The sequence below is a fragment of the Thioalkalivibrio sp. XN279 genome (assembly GCF_011089885.1).
In the GTDB taxonomy this organism is placed as follows: Bacteria; Pseudomonadota; Gammaproteobacteria; order Steroidobacterales; family XN24; genus XN24.
Window position 1 is genome coordinate 456,518 of sequence record NZ_JAANBD010000025.1, and the last position, 22,101, is coordinate 478,618.

Here is a 22,101-nt window from a genome sequence, read left to right on the forward strand (position 1 = left end):
GATGGCCCGGCGTCTTTCAGCCGCCGGACCCTGGCCCGATTTACTTGCCAAACAGACCACGCAAGCCCTTTTTGACCGCGTCGTTCACCGTATCGCGCACCTCGTCCTTCGTGGCGCGCTTGGCCTCTTCCGTGGCCTCCGAGGCCAGTTCACCGACAAAGCCAGTTTCATTGCTTCCGGCTTCAGGGCCCATGACCCCGGGCATGCGGTCACCCCCGATCGCCATGCCCTCGCCGGGCCCAATCCGCTGGTAACCGGCAGGCGGCTCGAACAGGGACGCCGGCTGCGGCCCGACGACCAGGTCACTCAATTCCATCTGGATGCGGTCATCGCCGGTCACCATGTCGGTGCGCACGGGGATGCCGTGATCGGACACCCAGATGAAGCCCCGCATCCGCGTGACCTCACCGCCGTCCGTTGCGACGCGATACTTGGTCGCCGGCACGCCGTTGACGGACTCACGACCGACCCGCTCCATCTCCCAGGTCTCGGGGTCCGGCAGCTCGACGTTCGTCTCGTCGAAAGCCCGGCCCGCGCTCGACCCCTCCATGTACAGTTGCTGCGCGGGCATCAGGAGCATGATCACGCCGCGATCGCCGTTCATGATCGCCACCGAGTACTCGCCATTTACATGCAGTTCCATCCGGTTCGTGCTGGCGTCACGCTGGAAGTAGCGCTGCTCCATGCGCCCTTCGCCGCTGGAGATGACGCGCTTGGCCGAATAGGCCACGTCAGGGTTCAGGGTCGGAACGTCGCCGAGGGCGGATGAGGGATAACTCGCCATTCCAATCATTGAAGCGGCGGCGATGATCAGGTTGGCCCGGTTAAGCATGTGCAGGACTCCTCCACGATCTGGCAAGGCCTCGGAAATTGGGCCTCTACCAGGAACAACGCAAAAATGGACACAAACCCGCCAGACTCGTGACGGTGGCCCAATTGCTGCTGCCTGCGAGACGGGGTTTGGCGGAGGATGCCGGCTTTTTCCGTTAGCCACGGTAGACCCTGATTCCGACTACACAAGACTACGCGCAACCTGGGGAGATCCAGATGAAACATAGATTGATGCTTGCATCGCTCATCGCGCTCCTGCTGTCCGCCAGCACCCTCGCCAATGACGGGATCATCGGCGAGTGGGCCCTGGACGCAGAAGGCTGCACGGAATCCCGGCTCGTGTTCGATGTCGAGGGAAACCACTCGGCCGTAGTTGCCGAGGACGGTCGCTGGGAGACCCTCGCCGCCGCCGCGTACCGGGTGGAGGGAGACCTGCTCATCATCACCCACAGCGAGGGCGAGGAGCGCATCCAGATCGTGGAGCAGGAACGCGATCGCATCGTGCTGCACAACCCGGGCCATCCCATGGGCGAGATTACGACCGAGTTGGTGCGCTGTCCTGCTTATTAGAATTTCACGCTCAGTTTTCCGGAAGCGCCCCCGGTTGCGGAATTGTAATTCTCCTTGATTAGATGAGTGGCGAGTTCGTCTTCTTGCATCTGGCGAAATTGAAACAAGGGGAGCTGTTGTATGAGAAATATGGGCCTTAGACACCTACGGCTGACCTCGGCTCCTGTCGGGACCCTGCTCTGCTTTTTGATTAAGGCCGCAACTGTGAGCGGTGTCGCACTCAATGCAGATGCTTACGCGGCAGCAAGTAATAACACCAATGATTCCACGCCCGCACTACAGCAACTCCACGCGCTGATAGATCAAAGCCAGTTTTCGCTCGACGCTCTGCTCGAAAAGCTGGATTTCGATGACGAACGCATTATCCAATTCGTCAATGAGGAAATTCACTTTGAGCAGTATCCTGGATTGCTGCGCGGCGCCAACGGAACCCTGCGCGCCCGTGCCGGTAACGCTCTTGACCAAGCCGTGTTATTGGCAAGGCTTCTCCGGGATGCCGGATATGATGCCCGCGTACTCCGGGGGCAACTAGAACATGCCGATGCAACCAAACTGGTCGCCCAGATCTTATCGCCACGAGAAGCCGTCTCGCCCTACTCAGATCCGCTGCTCGCCGAGAAACTCATAACCGACAGCGGGTTCCGTGAGCAAATGAAGCAGGTAGCATTCGACCAAGAAATAATCCGTAAGCAATTTCGGGACTACGCTCTTGAGCTCTCAGAAAACGTCAAGAAATCAATTCCGGAATCGGGAACAGGCGTTCTGGATATCATGGACCTTGCAAAGGATGCAAAGGACTATTTTTGGGTCGAATACCGGGCCGATACCGGCGCATGGAGACCAGCGCATCCCGCTTGGCCTGCCATGGAGGAGACACCGCCCACTCTGAACCCGGACGCTTATTTTGCAGACCGTATCCCGAACGAACTAACCCATAGGGTGTCCATACAGGCATTTATCGACCGGCGCCATGGCGATTCAGTGACAGCTGTCGCGATATCGGACCCGTGGCAGCAGCCCTCAGCGAACCTGGCGGGAACTAACCTAAGCTATTCTAACTTTCCTCTCGCCCTCGCCCGTGCTGAGCTTGACAGCGCAGAATCCATCGAAGCTGCGATCAAAGACAATGACTTCTTCATTCCACTGCTGAATGGCGAAATTGCACCGGGCGCAAAATCATTCGATCGTGACGGCAATGTCGTGCCCGTTACCGTCGCGGCCTCTAACTACGCCGAATTTTTCAAAACACTATCTCAATCCACCGATAAAGCGACATCAGTGGTCGGTAACATTGGGCCCGGAAAAAATGAGCCGCTCGAAGTCTCGCGAAGTCATTACCGCACAGAGTCACAATGGTTGAGAATTGAGATCTTATCCCCAGATGGCAGCGTTAGGGCATTCCGTAGAGACGTCGCATCACGCGGGGAAGAAGCGAAACCGTTTGCATTGTCTCTAGCACGCAACGCAACGCTCGAGATAGAAACTGGCGCTACTTCGACGGCCTCAATCCTGAATCAGTTGCTCAAGAACGCCCAGGCCGTCTCCTTGGTGCTGGAGAACTTGTCAGAAATGTCATCGCAGGCGTCGCCGAGCAATTTCGAGATCGACGTCTTGCAACAAATTGAACAGATGCCGAACTTCGAAGCGAGTCTATATTTCGCTGCCGCCGACATTGCAGCATCTTCGTTCACACAAACGCGAATTTACCGCGCATCACCAGCGATCGTTGCCAGATACCAACCGGCATACCAATTCATTCCGGAGCTTGAGGGAATCGATATCATCAACGACTTTCAACGGGTAATCGCCTTGGACGAGGCGACGAAAGGTGACGCGTTCGTTAGTCAAATTGCATTGGGTATTTGGCAAACCGCTATTGAGGCCGCTGTTGTGCCTTGGGGAAGGAGCGGCACACGGAACGCCTTTATCGACTGGGCAGACCAGGCAGGCTCAACGAGCGCTATACCCGTCAACATAGTCAATCGATCAGACAAAAATGCCGATCCCCTTCGCCCCGCGTCAATGTCGCCGGATTCTTGGTGGGATGTCGATCCGTACACCGGAGAAACCCTGGGGATGATTCGCGGCGGCTGGGGCGGAGCAGCCGCAATCGTAATGTTCTGCGCGCCGGTCCCTGAATACCTCACAGCCACGATGGCGTCGCTAACGCAAACTGTCGGAGCCGCTAAAGCTGCGCGCGCTTTCAAGACCTGTGGCTTTGTCGCTGCGTTTTACAGCATTACTAAGGTTGGCCTGGCTGCTGGCGGGCTATTTGACGGTGGATTATTCCTTCCGCTACCAGAGTCAATGAAAATCATCCTGTTAGCCGCCTCCGCAATGCTCCAGGGTGCCGAGATGGCGGGTGGAGAGGTGGCGTTCATGAAATGGTGTGTCCCTTACGTTGCTTTCCGCGTCCCCTAGGCGCCGACCTAACTCGTGAAGCGGGGGGAGGCAAACTGCACAGGCACTGGCGGGAACCGGCATTGATCCGAGTCGCGTTTTTGACGCTTCTCGGCTCACCTCAAAAGCAAGCTTGCGGAATCCCCTGGATACACATCGATTCCCTCAAGAGTCTGTGGTGGCGATGTTTTCACCAACACACTATACGTCCCCGCGGGCAACTCTAGTCGTTCTCCATCGACGATTCCTTCAGCGACCTGCAAGCCAGTGTAATCATAAACTGCGTATGGGGTCCGCAGCGCTTCCGCGAGCGCATGGCCGAGCCCGTTTTCATCGTCGGCCTTGAAATACCGCCCCCCACCCAACTCCGCCCACGCTTCGAACTGGCTTTCCAGCGCCTCGTCACCCAACGCGAAGCCGACGATATTCAGGCGCATGTCGAAGCCCTTGTCGACAAGCGCCGTGATGACCGCTTCCGGATCGCCGTCACAGGTCTCTTCTCCATCCGTCAGCAACACGATCGTCTTCGGCCCCGTCGCCCTGGCCAGGTCCGACTCGGCCTTGGCGATCGAATCCGCGATCGGCGTACGCGCCAGGTTGCGCGCCTCGACGCGGCCGATGACCGCACCGGCTTTGGCTGGATCCAGCGGCTGCAGCGGTATCTCCAGGTCGGTCCTGCACGCATTGGGCTCGCGGTGGCCGAATACCCTGAGCGCGACGGGTGTGCCCGGCTGGAGATTCCTGGTGGCGGCCTCGACCAGGACCTCGCGGGCAATCTCGATGCGCCGCCGACCGTCGATGCGCTGGAGCATGGATCCGGAAGCATCCAGGATGAACAGGACCCCACCCGATCCCAGGCCCGCGCCGTCGCCGCTGCGTACCTCCAGCGTCCCCGGGCCCAGCGCCTCGCGAAACTCTGCATCCACGGTCAACTGGTAAGGCGCGGAGCCCCGCAACATCGTGGCCGCCCGATCGAACGCGACCTCCATCTCGCCCTCGCTGCCGACGTGGGCGTAATGCCCGCCGTTGACCCGCGCCCAGTCCTGCAACAGGTCCTGCTCGCGCGCCGGGTAGCGACCCAGGGCGCCGGTCGAATCGAGCCCGAGCGAAAAGATGCGCGGGCGCACGCGCTCGAAGGAGTTCCACATTTGCGGCTCCCGGCCGGTCGCAGCGTCGGTGATGAGCACCACCGCCTTGGTGCCGGCATGACGCCCGAGGGCCTCGCTGGCACGCCGCAGCGTGCCCTCGGCAGCGCTCGAGCTCTCGCCGCGCGGATACTCGTTGAGGATGGTCTGCACGAGGTACGGCTCGCCGTGCCAGTCCTGCATCAGGAGACCCGCGCCGAACGGCATCAGGTTGGCCGCGTCGCGCCCGGGCACGAGGTCGCGCGCGTAGGCCGCCATGGCGCCGTAGATCACTGGCAGGAAAGCGCCCACGCTGGCGCTGGTGTCCCAGGCGAACACCACGTTGCGCGGCGGTTCCGAGACGTGGAGATACACGGTGCTGCCCGGCTCGACCACAGCCTCCATGCGGTGCAGGTCGCTGCGTCGCTCGATTGGCCGCAGCGGCAAGGGCTCGCCTGAGGCCGTCTCGAGGGCGAGGACCGTCCTGACGGTCGGCTCGCCTGCCAGGCGGATCAGCAGCGTGTTCTGGCCCGCAGGGACCTGCAGGCGGTACCAGTGCTCGTGCCGCCCGAGAAGGACCTGGCCATCGACGGTCTTTCCGGGCTCAAGCGGCGCCGCGCTGGGGCGGCTGCCGTGGGCCGCCGGCTCGAACGCCCTGGCCGGCGCAATCGGCTGCAGCGCTTCGTACATAGCGCGGCCTCCCGTGGCGCCCCACTCGCCCAGGATCGAGCGGTACGAATCATCCGCCGAGTGCTCGATGATGCGGACAGCACCCGGCGCCTCCAGGAACACGTCGCGCTCCGCGGCCGGCGTGGAGAAGCGCACGAAGCGCGCCCATGTCGGGGCATCGAGGGCGAGTCGTTTTTCTCCCGGGCCGTCGACCGCCCAGCTCCCGATGGGCGACCAGGGGCCAAGCGGGCTGTCTACGCTGACGGCCACCTCGACCCTGGCAATACGTTCAGCCGCATTGCCGTCCGGCGAGTGCAGCCACTCCAGTGCGGTGATCTGCGCGGCGCGATTGTGATGGAAACCCACCACCCACTCCAGGTGCTTGCCGGCGCGCAACCGGACCCGCGTGCGCCGTGACTCCGGCTGCAGGACGTCGTCGTCCCAGCGCTGGGAAATCACGGGCCGGGCCCATGCCACGTGACCGCCAAGCGCAGGATCGGCGAGGTTCAACCCGACCCCAGCGGATACATCCGCGCCGGGACGTGCAATAACCTTCCACTCGCCGAGCCCACGGCTGCCGCCCTGGTGGCCGTTGTAGTCGTCGATGAAATCCAGGCGTGCGAAACGCGCCTGCGTTGGCTCTGGCAGCACGAAATACTGCTCGCGCGGCTGCGGCTCGAGTATTCCGTCCAGCACCCTGCGAAACGTCACCCCGTCATCAGACAGGGCCAGCGCAAAGCGCCGCAGCCAGGCGGACGTGCTGTCGCGGCCGAGCGGGTTGAGCGCGATGCCGGCGACCTCGACCGGGCCGTCGCCGGCCAGCACGACGGTCGACTGGTACACCCAGGCATCGTTGCCGCTCCGCAGGCTGAGCCCCTCGCCACGCACCGCCATGCCGTCGAAGATCTGCCCGAGACCCTGGCCGATCTTGCCGTCCTCCTCGCCCGTCCATCGGCCGCCGAGGGCCTGCCAGGCCACGTTGAGCCCGCCGAGGAGCGCATCCGGCACATCCCAGTGGCGCTCGGGGGCTGCCAGCGGCGCGTCCCGGTCCACGTCGATCTCGGCATAGGTCTCGACGGCACCGCCTTGCCCGTCCGCCGCCTGCACGCTGATGCGGACCGGCCGGTCAGCCCAGGCATCGTCCGGCACGGCCACCCGGACCTCCGCGGTCGCGCTCGCGCCCGGCTCGATGCGCAGCTCGCCGGGCCGCGTCGACACTTGCCAGCGCGCATTGCTGGTCACTGCCTCCAGCGCCACGGTGGTCACAGCCGTCCCTTCGTTGCTGAGCTCCAGCGTGCCGGTGAGACGCTGGCCGTAGGGCTGGTAGGCCGCCACTGCACGCGTGTCGAACTCGAGCGCCAATGCCATGTTCATAGGCGCTGGCGCGCGGGCTTCCCCGTCGTCGAGCACGACGCGCATGTCGTATCGACCCTGCCCGCGAATGCGCAGGTAGCGCTGTTCCCCGGCCGGGATCGTCCCGACATACCTTGCGCCCGACGAATCTCGCTCAAGGCCGCCACGCTCGCCCGCCCGGGCCACCATGTCGATACTCAGTTTCTGCTCAGATTCCAGCGCCAGCGCCACGTCACGATCCGCAACGGGCAGGGCGTACCAGTCCTCGTCGCGCCACTCGCCGACCTCTCCCGTGATCCCACCGTCACGCGGCACAGGCCGGGCAAAGGCCGGGTTGTCGTTGGGCTCGCAATCCACAGCGCAGGCGAAGCGCTCCAGGCGTTCCAGGTCGAGTTGATACTCGGCCTCGCTGGGCCGGCCGGTAATCAGCTCCAGGCGATAATCGCCGGGCGGAAAAAGGCCCTGGATGACGAGTGGCTGGCCGTCCGGCGCGCTGGCCTCGCGCGTCTTGACGCCGTCCCAGTACAGCTGCGCCCGGATCGCGCCATCAGCCGCGGGCCGCATCGTGAGCCGGATATGATCGTGGTGTGCAAGATGGAAGCGGTAGTTGTCGCGGTCCGCGGGATCGGACAGCAGTCCCGTGCGCACCTGGCCGATGCGCAGCGGCAGCATGCGGGTCGGATCGTCATTCGGTTCGCGCTCGCCGTTCGGGTCCGGCGGCCCGAGCGGCCGGGTCAGCAAGGTGTAATCCCCGTCCTCCCGGCCGCTGACCCCCACGTAGTGCACGCCGGGCATCAGGAACAGGTTGTCCAGGGTGATCCTGCGCTGCTTCGCCTGGCCACGGATCTTCTGCGCCTCCCGTCCCGCGCCGTCGTGGTAGGCCACTTCATGCACGCCGTCGCCCACCACCTGGAAACGCCACAACTGCGGCTCGCCGTCGACCACGATGCGAAAAAAGTCGATGTCGTCCTTGTCGATACGGCCCTTGATACGCTGGTTCGCCGGCATGCCCGTCGCCAGTGCCACGCTGTCGTTCGGCTCCGTTTCTACGCCTGGCTCATGCGGCCCAGCGGGGGCGAGCGTGACGGAGTACTCCACGCCTTCCTGGCCCCGCCCCAGCGACAACCCGTACTCACCCGCATGCAGCGAGATATCCTCGAGCCTGACCTGCCCCGTCCCGGAGCGACATTGCAGTTCTTCACCGCGATGATCGAGCAGGCAGAACGTCAGCCCGTTCCCGCCCGCCACTGCGGCCTCCAGCAGGAGCCGCTGCTCGGCTGACTCCGGCGTGAGCTCGAACAGGAAGAAATCAGTATCGCCCTTGCGCTGGAACCGACCGGTCAGCGCCTGGCCGAGGTCCACCCGGTTGGCCGTCTGCCACTTGTCGTTGGGTTCAGCCTCGGCACCGGCGACGCGCACGCCGCCCTCTTCCAGGGCAAAGAACCTGAGCGTCTCCGGCTCAGCCTTTACGTGCGCACGATACTGACCGGCCTCGAGCGACAGCTCAGGCAGCCGCGCCTGCCCTCGCCGTCCCCCGGATACGCCGCTGAGCTCCCGGCCTTGGGCGTCGAACAAGGCGAGGCGCACGGATCGACCGACAGGCACCTGCGCAGTGAGGTCCCAGCTTTGCTGCGCCTGTGCCTCGCTCACCTCGATCTCGAACCACCCATCCTCGGCGGCGGCGTAGCCGAGATGCCCGCGGCCGGGTCGCACCGCAAGCGCCTTGTCACGGCTGGAATTCTCAGCGGCACTCGGTGTCACTCCGAAGTCCCTGCCCTCGCGGATGGTCAGTCGATAGCCCCCGGACTCCGCCTCGGGCGCGGCGCCTGGCCCCATCGCCTCGAAACTGACACTGTCCACGGGCGGCCGAAAGGGTGCGTTGCCGCCGGCGCGCGCCACCCCGAGCAGGTAGTCACCCGGCTCGAACAGCAGGTCCTCGGCCCCCGCCGGACGACTGCCGTCACGACTTCCCAGCCGCAACAGCACCTCCCGGTCCGCCACACCGCTGCCGTCCTCGGCGTACTGCAGCCGGATCACTTCGAGCACGGTCAAGGCCCCCGGAATGCCTTCCAGCTCGAAGCTCCAGCGTTTTCGGGCGTCGACGTCCGACACCGTCCACAGGAAGCCGTCCTGGTCCCCCGCCGGCATGCTGCCCAGCACACGCACGGCTCCGTCGATCCGGTTCGCCGTCTCCGGCGTGTCATTGGGTTCGGTCTCGTGGATACCCACCTGGGCGCCAACCGGCCCTGTCAACCACAGGCACAGCCAGACCGCGGCAAGCCGTCTGCCGACACGCCGGCCCAAACCGGGACGCGCATATTCCACGGGGCTGCTCTCCTTCGGGGGCCGTCTACAACACCTAACGTAATGCGACCCGGGATTCCGCCACCGGCAATTGCGGCGGCGGCCATGGCGGGGTTGGCCGGCCTTTTTCGTTAATCCATTTAAGCCCGTACGTGATGGTTGGGCGTTTCATCCCATGCCACAGGGAGACATTGATGGGGACCACGAGAGGAATCCGCGCGCTCCTGGTCGTGCTGGCCGCCGGCGCGATGCTGTCGGCGCCGGTGCAAGCCAGTGGCTTCAGCCCTGTCGAGACGCTCGTCATGGCCGCAAGCTCCGCCACCGCGCTCGACGACCGCCAGCTGCGCACCCTGCGCAGCGAAGCCCAGCGCGAACGCCAACAGCAGCGCAACCTGCGCAAACAGCAGCTGAACGATGCTGCGCGGACCTTCCGCGTGGACGCCGGCAACCTCGAGGCAGACTACAAAGAGAGCGCGCGCGCCATAGACACCGAGTTCAAGCTCGAGGAGGTCGGCCTGCAGGCAGAAATCGACGCCAAGATTGCGGCCCTCGAAGCGGAAATGCACAAGCGCCTGAACGCCCGCATCATGGCCGGGACCGGGGAGGACATGGCGCAGCAGATGCAGGCCATGGAACAGGAAGCCAAGGCTTACCAGGACCGCCTGTTCGAGGCCCGCAAGCGCGGCGCAGCACACATTCATGCCGCGCGGCTGCGCGCCGAAGCCCGCAAGGACGCGCTGTTCCTCGAAATGGACCAGCTTGCGCTGCGTCGGGCCGATGAGCTGGGACTCACCACGACGCCGGAGCCGATCCTCGCCGCGCCCATCGGCGGAGAGCTGACGCGCCAGGAGGCGCAATGGAACGAGCGCGAACTCACCGAGGTCGAGCGCATCACTGAACGCCACGCCAAGCTGCTGGCCGGCTTCAGGAACGGAGAGCGTTTACGCGCATGGGAGCGGGCCAACCTCGAACAGGATTTCGCGCTCGACTGGCAGGAGCGCAGCGAGCTGCAGGCCCTGGAATCACAGCAGACATTCTTCAACGCCTTCCTGATGCAGTCTGCCGAGGCCGGGGCGTTCGACCAGCAGGCGTACGTGGAGCGTCTCGCGGACATCACCGAACAACAGCGCCTGATCAAGATCCGCTACGAGCAGGTCCGGCGCGAAAACCAGATCAAGCGCCGCGAAGAGAAGCGGGCCTTGTCGGGCGGTTGACCGACCGCACGCCGCCCAGGGGGGCAATGACCGCGCGCATCCCGCGCTGATGGATATCACCGAGAGGAGCATGAAGCTAATGAGAACAAAAACCGCGTGGATACTTGCATCGCTGCTGCTGGCGCCGCTGGCCGCAGCGCAGGAGGTCTCCCGGCTCGAGATCTCCAAGCCCCCCGGCGGCGCCGAGGCGCTGACGAGGATCGACCTCTACCTGCCTGCGGACGTCTCGAGCCTCGACTTCAACAACCCGATCAATGGGGAGCGGACCCGGCTCGCGGTAGCGAAGGACGACGCCGGCGGTGACCTGCTCGCCGCCCACGATGCCGTCAATGCCGAGTGGGTGGCGCAGGGCTACGAGGTCGAGTCACCCGTCAGCTTCGCCGGCATCGGGGATTACGCCAACAACAAGGACGTGAATATCGGCATCGTCCTGAAAGTGGCGCCGACCTCGGGCGCGAAAGCCATCACCATAGAGGGCACGGTGGCGCTGAATTTCATCGATACGTCCAGTGCAAAGAAGGCCACGCTCAAGGCGATCCCGACAGAAACGGCATGGGGCAGCCCCGGCGTCGATACACCCATCGGCCCGGTGCGCATCGAGCCGGCGTCATCGATGTTCATGGACGACGTCATCTACCAGGGTTACCAGGTGATGAGCCCCAATGCGCCCGTCATCGCCGTGACGGTCGTGGGCGGAGATGCCTCTGAGGAAGCGAACAGCATGGGCATGGGGCTGGAGCCGGGCATGTTCGTCATCAAGGGCGACGCCCCGCAAACAGTCGACCTCAACGTGACCTACGCTTCGACCGAAACCAAGGAGATTCCCTTCAAGCTGACCTTCGGCGTCGGGCTCTGACCGGCATCAGTGTGCGGTGACGGATCTCGCCTGCGGATCGCTGGGCAGCGCCAGGGCGAGCGCATGCGCCGCGCGGCAGTGCGCTACGTAAGGCAGCGTGTTGGCCTGGCCCGCGTCTGCAACCGGCAACGCTGCCGCCAGGCGCGCGGCCGCCGCCTCGCGACGGCCCAGGGCGAGTTCCGCCTCGCCGAGCAGGCAGCCCGCGATACCCACTGCGAAGTGGCTCTCGGGCAAGGCGCCGGCCAGGATCGGGAGCGCCACGCGCGCGGCGGCTTCCGCGCGCTGCGGTGTGCCCTGGCGCAGGTGAATGAAGGCCTGGGTGAGCAGCGGGAACGCCTGGCGGTAATGGTCGGGCGCCAATGACGTCGCATAGATGGCACGGACCTGCTCCAGCAACTCCAGGGCCTCTTCGTAGCGCCCCGCCAGCACTTGCATGACTGCCAGGTTTTGCATGGTGTTGGCGACGGAGAGATGGTCGTCGCCCAGGGCGACGCGCCGCTGCTCCAGCAGAATCTGCATTTCCCCGATAGCGCGTGCCTGCTCACCGGCGGCAGACAACGCCAGCACCAGGTTGTTGCGCATGCTGTAGGTGGACTCGTAGCGGTCGCCGTATTCTCGCTCAATGATGCGCAGCCCACGTTCCAGCGTGGCGGCCGCCTCCGCAGGCCGCCCGAGCAACCGCTGGGTTCTGCCGAGAATCGCCAGCGGCACCGTGAGGCGGGCGTGGTCAGGGCCCAATTCTGTTTCCACCGCCGCGATCGAGCCCAGGGTAAGAGCCTCGGCCTCCGCATACTCACCCTTTTCGCCGAGGACCTCGGCCAGGCCGTTGGCGGCTGCCAGCCGGCTGCCCAGGTCTGAGGCCCCAGGGTCGCTTGCCAACGCCAGCGCCTCGCGGAACACTGCCTCGGTGTCGCGCAGGGAGCCATACGCCCGCAACACGTCACCGGCATCGAGCAGCACCGCGGTTCTGCCCGGGCCTGCATCACCGGCCTGCCTGCGCACAATTTCGAGCGCGTCTTCGATCGCAGCCATGGCGGGCTCCCGGCGATCGAGTTTCATCCAGTGACGCGCCAGCTCGGCCATCGCCACCGCATAGGACATCGAATCCGGACCGTCATGCACGCGGTGCAGCGCAACGACTTCCTCCAGCAGTTCGGCGCCCTCCTCCATGTGCCCTGCATAGTGGTGCAGCATGGCCAGCGTCCCCAGCATCTCGGCGCGCAGGGCCGGATCGTGGTGCAGGTCCGCGCGCACGCGCCGGGTCGCGGCATGGATCGAGTCCCAGATGGTGGTCTCGCGACCGCGCAAGGCATCTTCGGCCATGGGGTCGGCCTGGCGAAACAGGCCCACGAGCAGGTCCTTGACCTCGGTGACGCGGGCGGCCTCGCGCTGGGCAGCGTCGCGTTCCTGGCCGAGCCGCACAGCGGATACCTGCAGCGTGACCACGAGCCCCAACGCGAGCAGCACCGCGGCAGCCGCCCAGGGACGGCGCCGGAAGAAGCGCCGCGTCGCGTCCAGCGCAGATTCTGGTCGCGCTGAAATGGCGCGGCCCTTGAGATGATTGCGAATGTCCTCCGCCATGCCGGCTGCGGACAGGTAGCGGCGCTCGGGAACCTCGTGCAGTGCCTTGAGCACGATGAGGTCCACGTCGCCCTTCAGCCGTCGCGCCAGCTGCACGGTGGAACCCGTCGCACTCGAGGTCAAAGCCTCGCCGGACTCGCTGTCGCGCCGCACTACGGTGCTCGGCGGCAGGGTATCGGCGCCGGCCGTGGTGGCACTCCCCATACGCTGCGGCCGACGCCCGGCCAGCAACTCGTAAAGCAATACGCCGAGCTGGTAGATGTCCGTGCTGGTGGTGACCGGGCCGCCGGCCAGCTGCTCAGGCGCAGCGTACTCGGGCGTCATCGGCCGTTGCGCCGTACGAGTGAGCGGGGACTGTCCCGCCGCGGCGTCCGGGTCCAGCAGCTTGGCAATGCCGAAATCCAGCAGTCGCACCCGGCCCTGCCCATCGACCAGGATGTTGCTGGGCTTGAGATCGCGGTGCACCACCAGCTTCTGGTGGGCATGGTGGACAGCGTCGGCCACCTGCAGGAACAGGTCGAGCCGCGCCTCGACGCCGAGCCGGCGCGCAGCGCAATACGCCGTGATTGGCTCGCCCTCGACATATTCCGTGGCCAGCCAGGGCGTACCGTCGTCGGTGGTGCCGCCGTCGAGCAGGGGCGCGATATTCGGATGCGCCAGGGAGGATAGGATCTGGCGCTCGGCGACGAAGCGGCGCACGGCATCCTGGCCGTCGATCCAATGGCGCAGCACCTTGATCGCGATCGTCTTGTCGTAGGCGCCGTCGGCGCGTTCCGCGAGCCATACGGAAGCCATGCCGCCGCGTCCGAGCAGCCGCACCAGCCGGTAGGGCCCCAGCCGCCGGATGCCCTGCGGTACGGCTTCATCCGGGGAAGCATCCTGCTGCTGGAGCGCATCCTCCACCAGGTGACCGAGCCCCGAAGCCGCAGCGGCGAAGAAACGCGTGCTGCGCCGCTCGGCCGAAAGCAGGCGTTGCACTTCCGCCCGCAACGCGTGGTCGTCCCCGCTGCGTTCCGCGAGGCGGGCCTCGCGCTCGTCCGCGGGCAACTCGAGCAACTCCGAGAACAGCGCGTCCACCACGTGCCAGTCGGGCCGGCCGGAATGGCGCAGATCAGGCCCGCCACTCATGATGTATCAGCGCTCCAGCGCATCCAGCAGGTAGGCGCGCGCGCGCGCCCAGTCCCGCTCGACCGAGCGCATCGGGCGCTGCAGCAAGCCGGCGGTCTCCTCCATGGTCATGCCCGCGAAAAACCGGCATTCCACGATGCGCTCCAGCCCCGGGTCAAGCGCGGCGAGGCCCTTCAGGGCGTCGTCCAGCGCCACCACGTCAAGGACCGCCGCATCGGCAGACGGCACCCCGTCCTTGAGCGTCACCATCAGGGCGCCGCCACCGCGCTTGTCTGCCTGCCGCCGCCGTGCGTAGTCGACGATCAGGTGGCGCATCACCGCCGAGACGACCCGGAAGAACTCGTCGCGATCGCTCCAGAATCCGCCATCCTCGGCCGCCAGCTTGAGGTAGGCCTCGTGGACCACTGCGGTGGTATTCAAGGTCTCGCCCGGTCGGTAGCGGCGCAGGTGCTGGTGCGCGATGCGTCGCAGGCGGTCATACGTGTCCGCCATCACCGTACTTGCGCCCGGGGCCGGGTCGGACATTTCCTTGGTCATCGCGTTCCGCTTTCCTTAGCCTGGGCAGTCATAGCCAAGGGTTCCGAGTCTAGCCGTCCGGCGTGCCCGTCGCTATATGTTGTCGCCCTCGGTCGAAGTCCCCGCCTTCGCCACCGGCTTGCTGCGCCCCCAGGCCCAGCCGCTGATCTCCGGCATGTCGTCGCCATGCTTGCGGATGTAATGCCTGTGGTCGACCAGCTTCTCCCGGAGCTTTTGCTTGAAGTAGGCGGCGCGGCTGCCGAGCTGGGGCAGGCGGTCGATCACGTCCTCGCAGAGGTGGAAGCGGTCCATGTCGTTGATCACCACCATGTCGAAGGGCGTGGTCGTGGTGCCCTCCTCCTTGTAGCCACGCACGTGCAGGTTGTCGTGGTTGGTGCGCCGGTAGGTGAGCCGGTGAATCAGCCAGGGATAGCCATGGAAGGCGAAGATGATCGGCTTGTCGGTGGTGAACAGGCTGTCGAACTCGCGGTCGGACAGCCCGTTGGGATGCTCGTTCTGCGGCTGCAGCTTCATCAGGTTGACGACGTTGATGACCCGCACCTTGATCTCCGGGAAGTACTCGCGCAGCAGCGCGACCGCCGCCAGGGTCTCCAGCGTGGGCACGTCGCCGCAGCAGGCCATCACCACGTCGGGCTCGCCGTCCTGGTCGTTGCTGGCCCAGTCCCAGATGCTGATCCCCGCCTCGCAGTGCTTGATGGCCTGGTCCATGGTCAGCCACTGCGGCGCGGGCTGCTTGCCGGCCACCACGACGTTGACGTAGTTGCGGCTGCGCAGGCACTTGTCGGTGACCGACAGCAGGCAGTTGGCGTCCGGCGGCAGGTAGACGCGGATGACCTCGGCCTTCTTGTTGACGACGTGGTCGATGAACCCGGGATCCTGGTGGCTCAGCCCATTGTGGTCCTGGCGCCACACGTGCGAGCTGAGGAAATAGTTCAGCGAGGCAATCGGGCGACGCCACGGGATGTGGTTGCACACCTTCAGCCACTTGGCGTGCTGGTTGAACATCGAGTCGACGATGTGGATGAAGGCCTCATAGCAGGAGAAAAAGCCGTGGCGCCCGGTGAGCAGGTAGCCCTCCAGCCAGCCCTGGCACTGGTGCTCGCTGAGCACCTCCATGACCCGGCCGTCGGGCGAGAGGTGGTCGTCCTCGGGATAGATCTCGGCCATGTAACAGCGGTCCGTGACTTCGAGCACGTCCTGCCAGCGATTGGAGTTGTTCTCGTCCGGGCTGAACAGGCGGAAGTTCTTGTGGTCCAGGTTGCGCTTCATCACGTCGCGCAGGTAGGTGCCCATCACCCGCGCCGACTCCGCGATGGTCGCGCCCGGACTCGGCACCTCCACGGCGTAGTCGCGAAAATCCGGCAATCTCAGGTCGCGCAGCAGGAGGCCGCCGTTGGCATGCGGATTGGCGCTCATGCGCCGCGTGCCGCGCGGGGCCAGGTCAGCGAGTTCCGGGACCAGGGTGCCGTTGGCGTCGAACAGCTCTTCGGGCCGATAGCTCTTCATCCACTGCTCGAGGATTGCGACATGTTCCACCGTACTCATGTCGCCCATGGGCACCTGGTGGCTGCGCCAGTAGTCTTCGCATTTCTTGCCGTCGATCTCAGGCGGGCAGGTCCAGCCTTTCGGCGTGCGGAACACGATCATCGGCCAGGTCGGCCGGCGCAGGTCGCCATCTTCACGCGCATTGCGCTGGATTGCCACGATCTCGGCCAGCGCCGTGTCAAGTGCGGCCGCCAGTTGCTGCTGCACGTCGTCGGGGTCGTGCCCGGCAACGAACAGCGGCTTGTACCCCATGCCCTCGAAGTACTTCTGCAGCTCGTCCTGGGGGATGCGCGCCAGGAAGCAGGGATTGGCGATCTTGTAGCCGTTCAGGTGCAGGATCGGCAACACGGCCCCGTCGCGTGCCGGGTTGAGGAACTTGTTGCCGTGCCAGCCCGTGGCCAGCGGGCCGGTCTCGGCCTCGCCGTCGCCGACGATGCAGGCGACGACCAGGTCCGGGTTGTCGAAGGCGGCGCCGTAGGCATGGCTCAGTGCATAACCCAGTTCGCCGCCCTCGTGGATGCTGCCCGGAGTCTCCGGCGACACGTGGCTCGGGATGCCGCCCGGGAAGCTGAACTGCTTGAACAGCCTGCGCATCCCCTCCTCGTCCTGGCTGATCTCGGGATAGACCTCGCTGTAGGTCCCCTCGAGGTAGGCATGCGCCACCAGGGACGGCCCCCCGTGGCCGGGTCCGATGATGTAGATCATGTCCAGGTCATCCCTGCGGATGACACGGTTCAGGTGCGCGTACAACATGTTCAGGCCGGGCGAGGTGCCCCAGTGACCAAGCAGGCGCGGCTTGATGTGCTCCCGCCTGAGCGGCTCCCGCAGCAGCGGGTTGCCGAGCAGGTAGATCTGCCCGACGGAGAGGTAGTTGGAAGCGCGCCAGTAGGCGTCCAGGCGCCGCAGTTCCTGCTCGGACAAGGGGCCGTGACCCTCGCTCTTCTTCATGCCTTGATCCTCCGTCGAAACCGACCACGGCAATTGTGCGCCGCGTTCATTCGCTGCCAGCCCGTCGATAGACCCGCACCCAGTCGACCAGCATCTTCTGCGGGAATATTTCGTCGTCGATACCGCCGCCCGCGCGGCCCCAGGCGCCGCCTACGGCGAGATTGATGATCAGGTGGAAAGGATGATCGTAAGGCCAGGATTCCCAGCCGCGGTTCTCGTTCATGTAAGTGAAGTACAGGGTGTCGTCCACGAAAATGTCGGCCTTCTCGGGTGTCCACTCCATGGCGTAGACAAACCATTCCTTGTCGATATCGTCCAGCAGGATCCGGCCCTTGCGTTGCTCCCAGTTGATCCAGTAATAGGCGCGGTTGTGCACCGTGCCGTGAACGTGCCCCATCTCGTAACCGACGTGCTCCAGGATGTCCATCTCGCCCGAGTTGGGCCAGGCGTCGCAGGTCTCGCTGCCCTGCCAGGTGTCGCCCTCGCCACAGGTGCTCGCGTAGCGGAAGGGATCGCTCGGCAGCATCCAGATTGCCGCCCAGGTCCCCTTGCCGCGCGGCACCATGGCGCGCGCTTCAAAGCGCCCGTAAAGGAAATCGGCTTTGCCTTGCGTATGGATCCTGGCCGACGTGTAGTCGGCCCCCTCGTATGCCTCCTTGTGCGCCTCGATGACGAGGTACCCGTTCTCCACGCGCAAGTTCTTCGGGCGGGCCGTGTAGGCCTGGTCTTCATCGTTCACGACACGCGCCGGCCACACATCGGTGTTCCAATTCAGCGGGTCGGGCGCGCCGTCCGTCTCAAACTCGTCGCTCCACACCATTTCCCAGCCTGTGCGCGGCACCTGCGCCGGGCGCACGAGCAGCCCGCTCAGGACTGGCTGCCTGGCAATCGCCGAGAACCGGACATCCAGCATGCCATCGGTGATCTCCACCCGGGGAATGGTGACCGTAAGGGCGGAAAAGACCTTGCCGTCACGACTGCTCATGACGTCCAGCCCCTGGATCACGGGCCTGTCCTCGACCAGGACGTCGAACACCCGCTCTCCGCCCTCGATTGGCTCGTGCTCCGCAAAATGAAAGGTGATGTCGTAAGCACCGTTTGCCAGCGGGCGCTCTACCCGAATATCGCCTTCGCGAAAGGTCTGGTACAGCACCGGGTCCTGGGATCCCTTGACCACGGCCAGCGTTCCTGGTGATCCGCCGCTGATCGACGACTCGGCCTCGTAACGGGTGCCGTCCGAGGCGACGAATGCCGGACCGCCGATATTAACCGCCCAGCTGACTTCCGCCGCGGCGTCCCGGGCTACGCCGCCGGATGGGGCCAGGACGGCCGCAAAAAGCACAACTAGGGTGGTATCACGCCTCAGGTGCATTTTTGGCCACTCCGATGGGACTGCTGCTAGGTGGCAACAGGAAAGTTCAAGTCCAAAGTTTAACCATTGCTGACAGCGCTGTCAGTATTGACTAGAATCGGCCGGGTGCGCAGCAGCACGGGATTCCGCGGCAGGACCCCAATCGGGACCCGAATGCTGCAGCCGGCGCCGCTGGCTTTTGGGGGTATCGTGGACGTGAAAGTTGCCTCGAATGGGATCGCCGACGGCCATGCCGTCGAAGGCGAATTCGTCGATATTGCAGGCGAGCGTTTTTACGCTATCCGCAACGTCAATCGAATGCCGCCCTTCTTCGTCAGCATGGTGTCGGACGACGACCACTGGCTGTTCCTTTCTTCGACGGGCGGGCTGACTGCCGGGCGCGTGTCGCCCGAGAACGCATTGTTCCCTTATACCACCGTGGACAAGATCCACGAATGCGGACGTCACACGGGCGGCCGCACGGTGCTGCGCGTTCACGCCGGCGACACGCCGGTGAACTGGGAACCCTTCAACGGCGAGCAACTGCTGGGTCCATCCCTGACCCGCAACCTCTACAAGAACGCGCTCGGCAACAAGGTCTGCCTCGAAGAGATCAACCACGAACTCTGCCTGGCGTTCCGCTGTACCTGGATGACCAGCCGAAGCTACGGATTCGTCCGGCAGTGCGAAATCGAGAACCTTGGCGCCCGCAGGCTCAGGATCGACGTGCTGGACGGCCTCCAGAACCTGCTTCCCGCGAACACGCCCCTTTTCACCCAGACCAACGTCAGTAACCTGGTCGATGCCTACAAGTGGGCGGAACTGGACGACGACAGCAGCCTGGCGATCCTGAGCTTGTACTCGGCCATCACCGATCGTGCCGAGCCGAGTGAGTCGCTCAAGGCGACCACGCTGTTCTGCCTCGGGCTGGAAGAACCGACGATCCTGCTCTCTTCGGAACAGATCGACGCCTTTCGTGCCGGCGAGCAGCCCGCGCAAGAGCGGCTCAAACGCGGTATCCGCGGCGCGTACCTGGTCTGCGGGCCGCTGGACCTCGGGCCCGGCGCCGCGCAGCAATGGATCATCGTCGCCAACACTTCGCAGGGCCAGAAGGACGTCGTCGCCCTGCGCCTTGAGCTACGCAACCCGGATGAACTGCGGAACGCGGTAGCGGCTTCGATAGAAGACGGCTCCGATCGCCTGGCGCGTATCCTCGCCGCCGCCGACGGCTTCCAGGCCACGGCAGAAGAGAACGTCGCCGAACACCATTACGCCAACGTGCTTTTCAATGTCCTCCGCGGGGGTATTTTTTTCGACCAGTATTCGATCCGCTCAGGGCATTTCGCGCGCACCATCAAGCACTTCAACCGCGCAGTCCACGACCGGAACCGTGCCCTGCTGGAGTCCCTGCCGCAGCGGCTGACGCTAGAGGAACTGCTGGCCGCAGCGAAGCGCAGCGGCGACCCGCAACTGCAACGGCTGGCCGGCGAATACCTCCCGATTACTTTCGGCCGGCGCCATGGCGATCCCAGCCGCCCGTGGAACCAGTTCGCCATACGCCTGCATGACGAGTACGGGAAAGACATCCTGGCGTATGAAGGGAACTGGCGCGACATTTTCCAGAACTGGGAAGCGCTGTCATTCAGCTTCCCCGCGTTCCTCGACAGCATCATCGCCCGGTTCGTGAACGCGTCCACCATGGACGGCTACAACCCCTACCGCATCACGCAGGAAGGTATCGACTGGGAAGTCGAGGAACCCGACGACCCCTGGAGCTACATCGGCTACTGGGGCGACCACCAGATCGTGTACCTGTTGCGCCTACTGGAGTTGTCGCGCAGCTTCTACCCTGCGCGGCTCAACCAGCTGCTGCAGGAACGCCTGTTCTGCTACGCCAACGTGCCGTATCGCATCCGGCCCTTCGATGCCCTGCTGCGGGATCCGCAGCAAACCGTCGATTACGACGAGCCGCTGGCCGAAGAGATCGAGCGACGCGTAGCTGCAGTGGGCGCTGACGGCAAACTCATCCTCGATGCCGATGGAGAGGTTTACCTCGTCACGCTGGCAGAGAAGCTGCTGGTGCCTTTGCTCGCCAAGCTCGGCAACCTGGTCGTGGACGGTGGCGTCTGGATGAACACGCAGCGGCCCGAGTGGAACGACGCCAACAACGCACTGGTGGGTCACGGCCTCTCCATGGTGACGCTTTGCCACATGCGCCGCTATGTGCACTTCCTGGCAGACCTGCTGGCCGGGGCTGACGGCAGCCTCGAAATCTCCTCCGAGGTGGCGGCATGGCTGAGCGAAACCACCGCGGCCCTCGGAAAACTCTGCGCGAAGCTTGGATCCGGGCCCGTTGACCCCGCGCTCCGATTCGAGTCGTTGTCCGAGCTCGGACAGGCGGCCAGTCGTTACCGGAAATCCGTCTACGCGCAGGACGGCTTCTCAGGCCAGGCCAAGGTACCTGTCGGCGAAATCAACCGCCTGCTCGAGCAGGCCCTCGCCGCGATCGATCACAGCATCGTGAACAATCGTCGCGAGGACGGGCTCTACCACTCCTACAACCTGCTCGACCTGCGCCAGGCCGGTGTCAGGGTGGAGACGCTGTACCCCATGCTCGAGGGCCAGGTCGCAGCACTCAGTTCCGGCGTCGTAGAGCCGGGCGAAGCAGCGCACTTGCTGGAGGCGCTCTACTCCAGCCCGCTGTATCGTCCGGACCAGGACAGCTTCCTCCTCTACCCGGACCGCACGCTGCCCAGGTTCCTCGACAAGAACCGCATACCACCCGAGCAGGTAGCCGCCCTGCCCGTGCTCGAGATCATGCTTGCCCGGGGCGATGAGCGCATCGTCCTGCGCGACGCCGAAGGATGCTACCGGTTCAGCTCCGAGTTTCGTAACGCACGCGACCTGGACGCCGAGATCGATCGGCTGCTCGCCGACTACGGCGAGGTGCTCGAGGCGGCACGGCCACAACTGAGTGAACTGTTCGAAACGGTCTTCCACCATCGCGCATTCACCGGCCGATCGGGCACGATGTTCGCATTCGAAGGCCTCGGCTCCATCTATTGGCACATGGTGGCCAAGCTCCTGCTTGCCGCGCAGGAAAGCTATTTCATGGCCCTGGACGCGGATGCCGACGCCGAGACCCGCCAGCGCCTCGGCAGGCTTTATTACCGCATCCGCGCCGGTATCGGCTTCAACAAGAGCCCCGCGGAATACGGCGCCTTCCCCACTGATCCCTACTCGCACACCCCGCGTCATGCCGGTGCGCAGCAGCCGGGCATGACCGGCCAGGTGAAGGAGGAAGTCCTGACCCGATTCGGCGAACTCGGCGTGAGAGTGTCCGGCGGCGTCGCGCGCTTCCAGCCGTCCTTGCTCAGGGCGCAGGAATTCAGAAAAGAGCCCGGCGTATTCCGCCATCTCGATGTCGACGGCGCGTGGCAGGAACTCGAACTTCCGGCCGACGCCATGGCGTTCACCTGGTGCCAGGTGCCGGTCGTCTACAGGCTGCACCGGGAGGCCGAGAGCGTGCTGAGCGTCACCTACGACGACGGCAACACGTCCCAGCTGCAGCGCAACTCTTTATCCCGGGAAGACAGCGCCGACCTGTTCGGCCGCAGCGGCCGCATCCGCTGCATCGAGCTGCACCTGGCGTCGCATGAACTGTTCGCCTAGCGCGAGCGCAGGAGACCG

Annotated in this window: 11 protein-coding genes; 5 read left to right on the top strand and 6 right to left on the bottom strand. The window is 64.9% G+C overall.

Going from position 1 to position 22,101, the window contains the following annotated elements; all coding sequences use genetic code 11:
* Positions 1 to 40 precede the first annotated feature (40 nt).
* Positions 41 to 832, bottom strand: a complete 792-nt coding sequence (locus G8346_RS06775) for a hypothetical protein (RefSeq protein WP_166049457.1) — start codon at positions 830 to 832, stop codon at positions 41 to 43.
* Positions 833 to 1,047: 215 nt separating this feature from the next.
* Here G8346_RS06775 and G8346_RS06780 point away from each other — a divergent pair, with 215 nt between their 5' ends.
* Positions 1,048 to 1,401: a hypothetical protein gene (locus tag G8346_RS06780; protein WP_166049459.1), complete on the top strand. Its 354-nt coding sequence runs from the start codon at positions 1,048 to 1,050 to the stop codon at positions 1,399 to 1,401.
* Between the two features lie 120 nt (positions 1,402 to 1,521).
* Entirely contained in the window at positions 1,522 to 3,822 is a 2,301-nt protein-coding gene (locus G8346_RS06785; RefSeq protein ID WP_166049461.1) for a transglutaminase domain-containing protein, read from the top strand.
* A gap of 95 nt (positions 3,823 to 3,917) precedes the next feature.
* On the opposite strand, the gene G8346_RS06790 is transcribed toward G8346_RS06785, so the two are convergent.
* A complete protein-coding gene (locus G8346_RS06790) occupies positions 3,918 to 9,200 on the bottom strand; it encodes a VWA domain-containing protein (RefSeq protein ID WP_166049463.1) in 5,283 nt (1,760 codons plus the stop codon).
* 245 nt (positions 9,201 to 9,445) lie between these two features.
* On the opposite strand from G8346_RS06790, the gene G8346_RS06795 reads away from it, so the two are divergent.
* Both G8346_RS06795 and G8346_RS06800 read left to right on the top strand, forming a co-directional pair.
* The gene (locus G8346_RS06795; protein WP_166049465.1) at positions 9,446 to 10,465 is read left to right on the top strand and encodes a hypothetical protein; all 1,020 of its coding nucleotides are present in this window, start codon (positions 9,446 to 9,448) and stop codon (positions 10,463 to 10,465) included.
* 79 nt (positions 10,466 to 10,544) lie between these two features.
* Positions 10,545 to 11,321 (top strand): hypothetical protein, encoded by a 777-nt coding sequence (locus tag G8346_RS06800; protein ID WP_166049475.1) that lies wholly within the window; start codon positions 10,545 to 10,547, stop codon positions 11,319 to 11,321.
* Positions 11,322 to 11,327: 6 nt separating this feature from the next.
* On the opposite strand, the gene G8346_RS06805 is transcribed toward G8346_RS06800, so the two are convergent.
* From G8346_RS06805 to G8346_RS06820, 4 genes are all read right to left on the bottom strand, one after another.
* Complete coding sequence (locus G8346_RS06805) at positions 11,328 to 14,030, bottom strand: serine/threonine-protein kinase (protein ID WP_166049477.1); 2,703 nt, start codon at positions 14,028 to 14,030, stop codon at positions 11,328 to 11,330.
* 6 nt (positions 14,031 to 14,036) lie between these two features.
* A complete protein-coding gene (locus tag G8346_RS06810) occupies positions 14,037 to 14,567 on the bottom strand; it encodes an ECF-type sigma factor (protein ID WP_166049479.1) in 531 nt (176 codons plus the stop codon).
* Positions 14,568 to 14,639: 72 nt separating this feature from the next.
* Entirely contained in the window at positions 14,640 to 17,060 is a 2,421-nt protein-coding gene (locus tag G8346_RS06815; RefSeq protein ID WP_166049481.1) for a phosphoketolase, read from the bottom strand.
* A 46-nt stretch (positions 17,061 to 17,106) separates the two neighbouring features.
* A complete protein-coding gene (locus tag G8346_RS06820) occupies positions 17,107 to 18,432 on the bottom strand; it encodes a family 16 glycosylhydrolase (RefSeq protein ID WP_166049483.1) in 1,326 nt (441 codons plus the stop codon).
* Positions 18,433 to 18,585: 153 nt separating this feature from the next.
* Here G8346_RS06820 and G8346_RS06825 point away from each other — a divergent pair, with 153 nt between their 5' ends.
* Complete coding sequence (locus tag G8346_RS06825) at positions 18,586 to 22,083, top strand: hypothetical protein (RefSeq protein WP_206202613.1); 3,498 nt, start codon at positions 18,586 to 18,588, stop codon at positions 22,081 to 22,083.
* Positions 22,084 to 22,101 lie beyond the last annotated feature (18 nt).

Bases quoted from the DNA above. Each gene is read 5' to 3' on its own strand.
- G8346_RS06795 (WP_166049465.1), top strand. From the start codon at position 9,446: ATGGGGACCACGAGAGGAATCCGCGCGCTCCTGGTCGTGCTGGCCGCC.
- G8346_RS06785 (WP_166049461.1), top strand. From the start codon at position 1,522: ATGAGAAATATGGGCCTTAGACACCTACGGCTGACCTCGGCTCCTGTC.
- G8346_RS06780 (WP_166049459.1), top strand. From the start codon at position 1,048: ATGAAACATAGATTGATGCTTGCATCGCTCATCGCGCTCCTGCTGTCC.
- G8346_RS06825 (WP_206202613.1), top strand. From the start codon at position 18,586: ATGCTGCAGCCGGCGCCGCTGGCTTTTGGGGGTATCGTGGACGTGAAA.
- G8346_RS06810 (WP_166049479.1), bottom strand. From the start codon at position 14,567: ATGACCAAGGAAATGTCCGACCCGGCCCCGGGCGCAAGTACGGTGATG.
- G8346_RS06815 (WP_166049481.1), bottom strand. From the start codon at position 17,060: ATGAAGAAGAGCGAGGGTCACGGCCCCTTGTCCGAGCAGGAACTGCGG.
- G8346_RS06820 (WP_166049483.1), bottom strand. From the start codon at position 18,432: ATGCACCTGAGGCGTGATACCACCCTAGTTGTGCTTTTTGCGGCCGTC.
- G8346_RS06800 (WP_166049475.1), top strand. From the start codon at position 10,545: ATGAGAACAAAAACCGCGTGGATACTTGCATCGCTGCTGCTGGCGCCG.
- G8346_RS06775 (WP_166049457.1), bottom strand. From the start codon at position 832: ATGCTTAACCGGGCCAACCTGATCATCGCCGCCGCTTCAATGATTGGA.
- G8346_RS06805 (WP_166049477.1), bottom strand. From the start codon at position 14,030: ATGAGTGGCGGGCCTGATCTGCGCCATTCCGGCCGGCCCGACTGGCAC.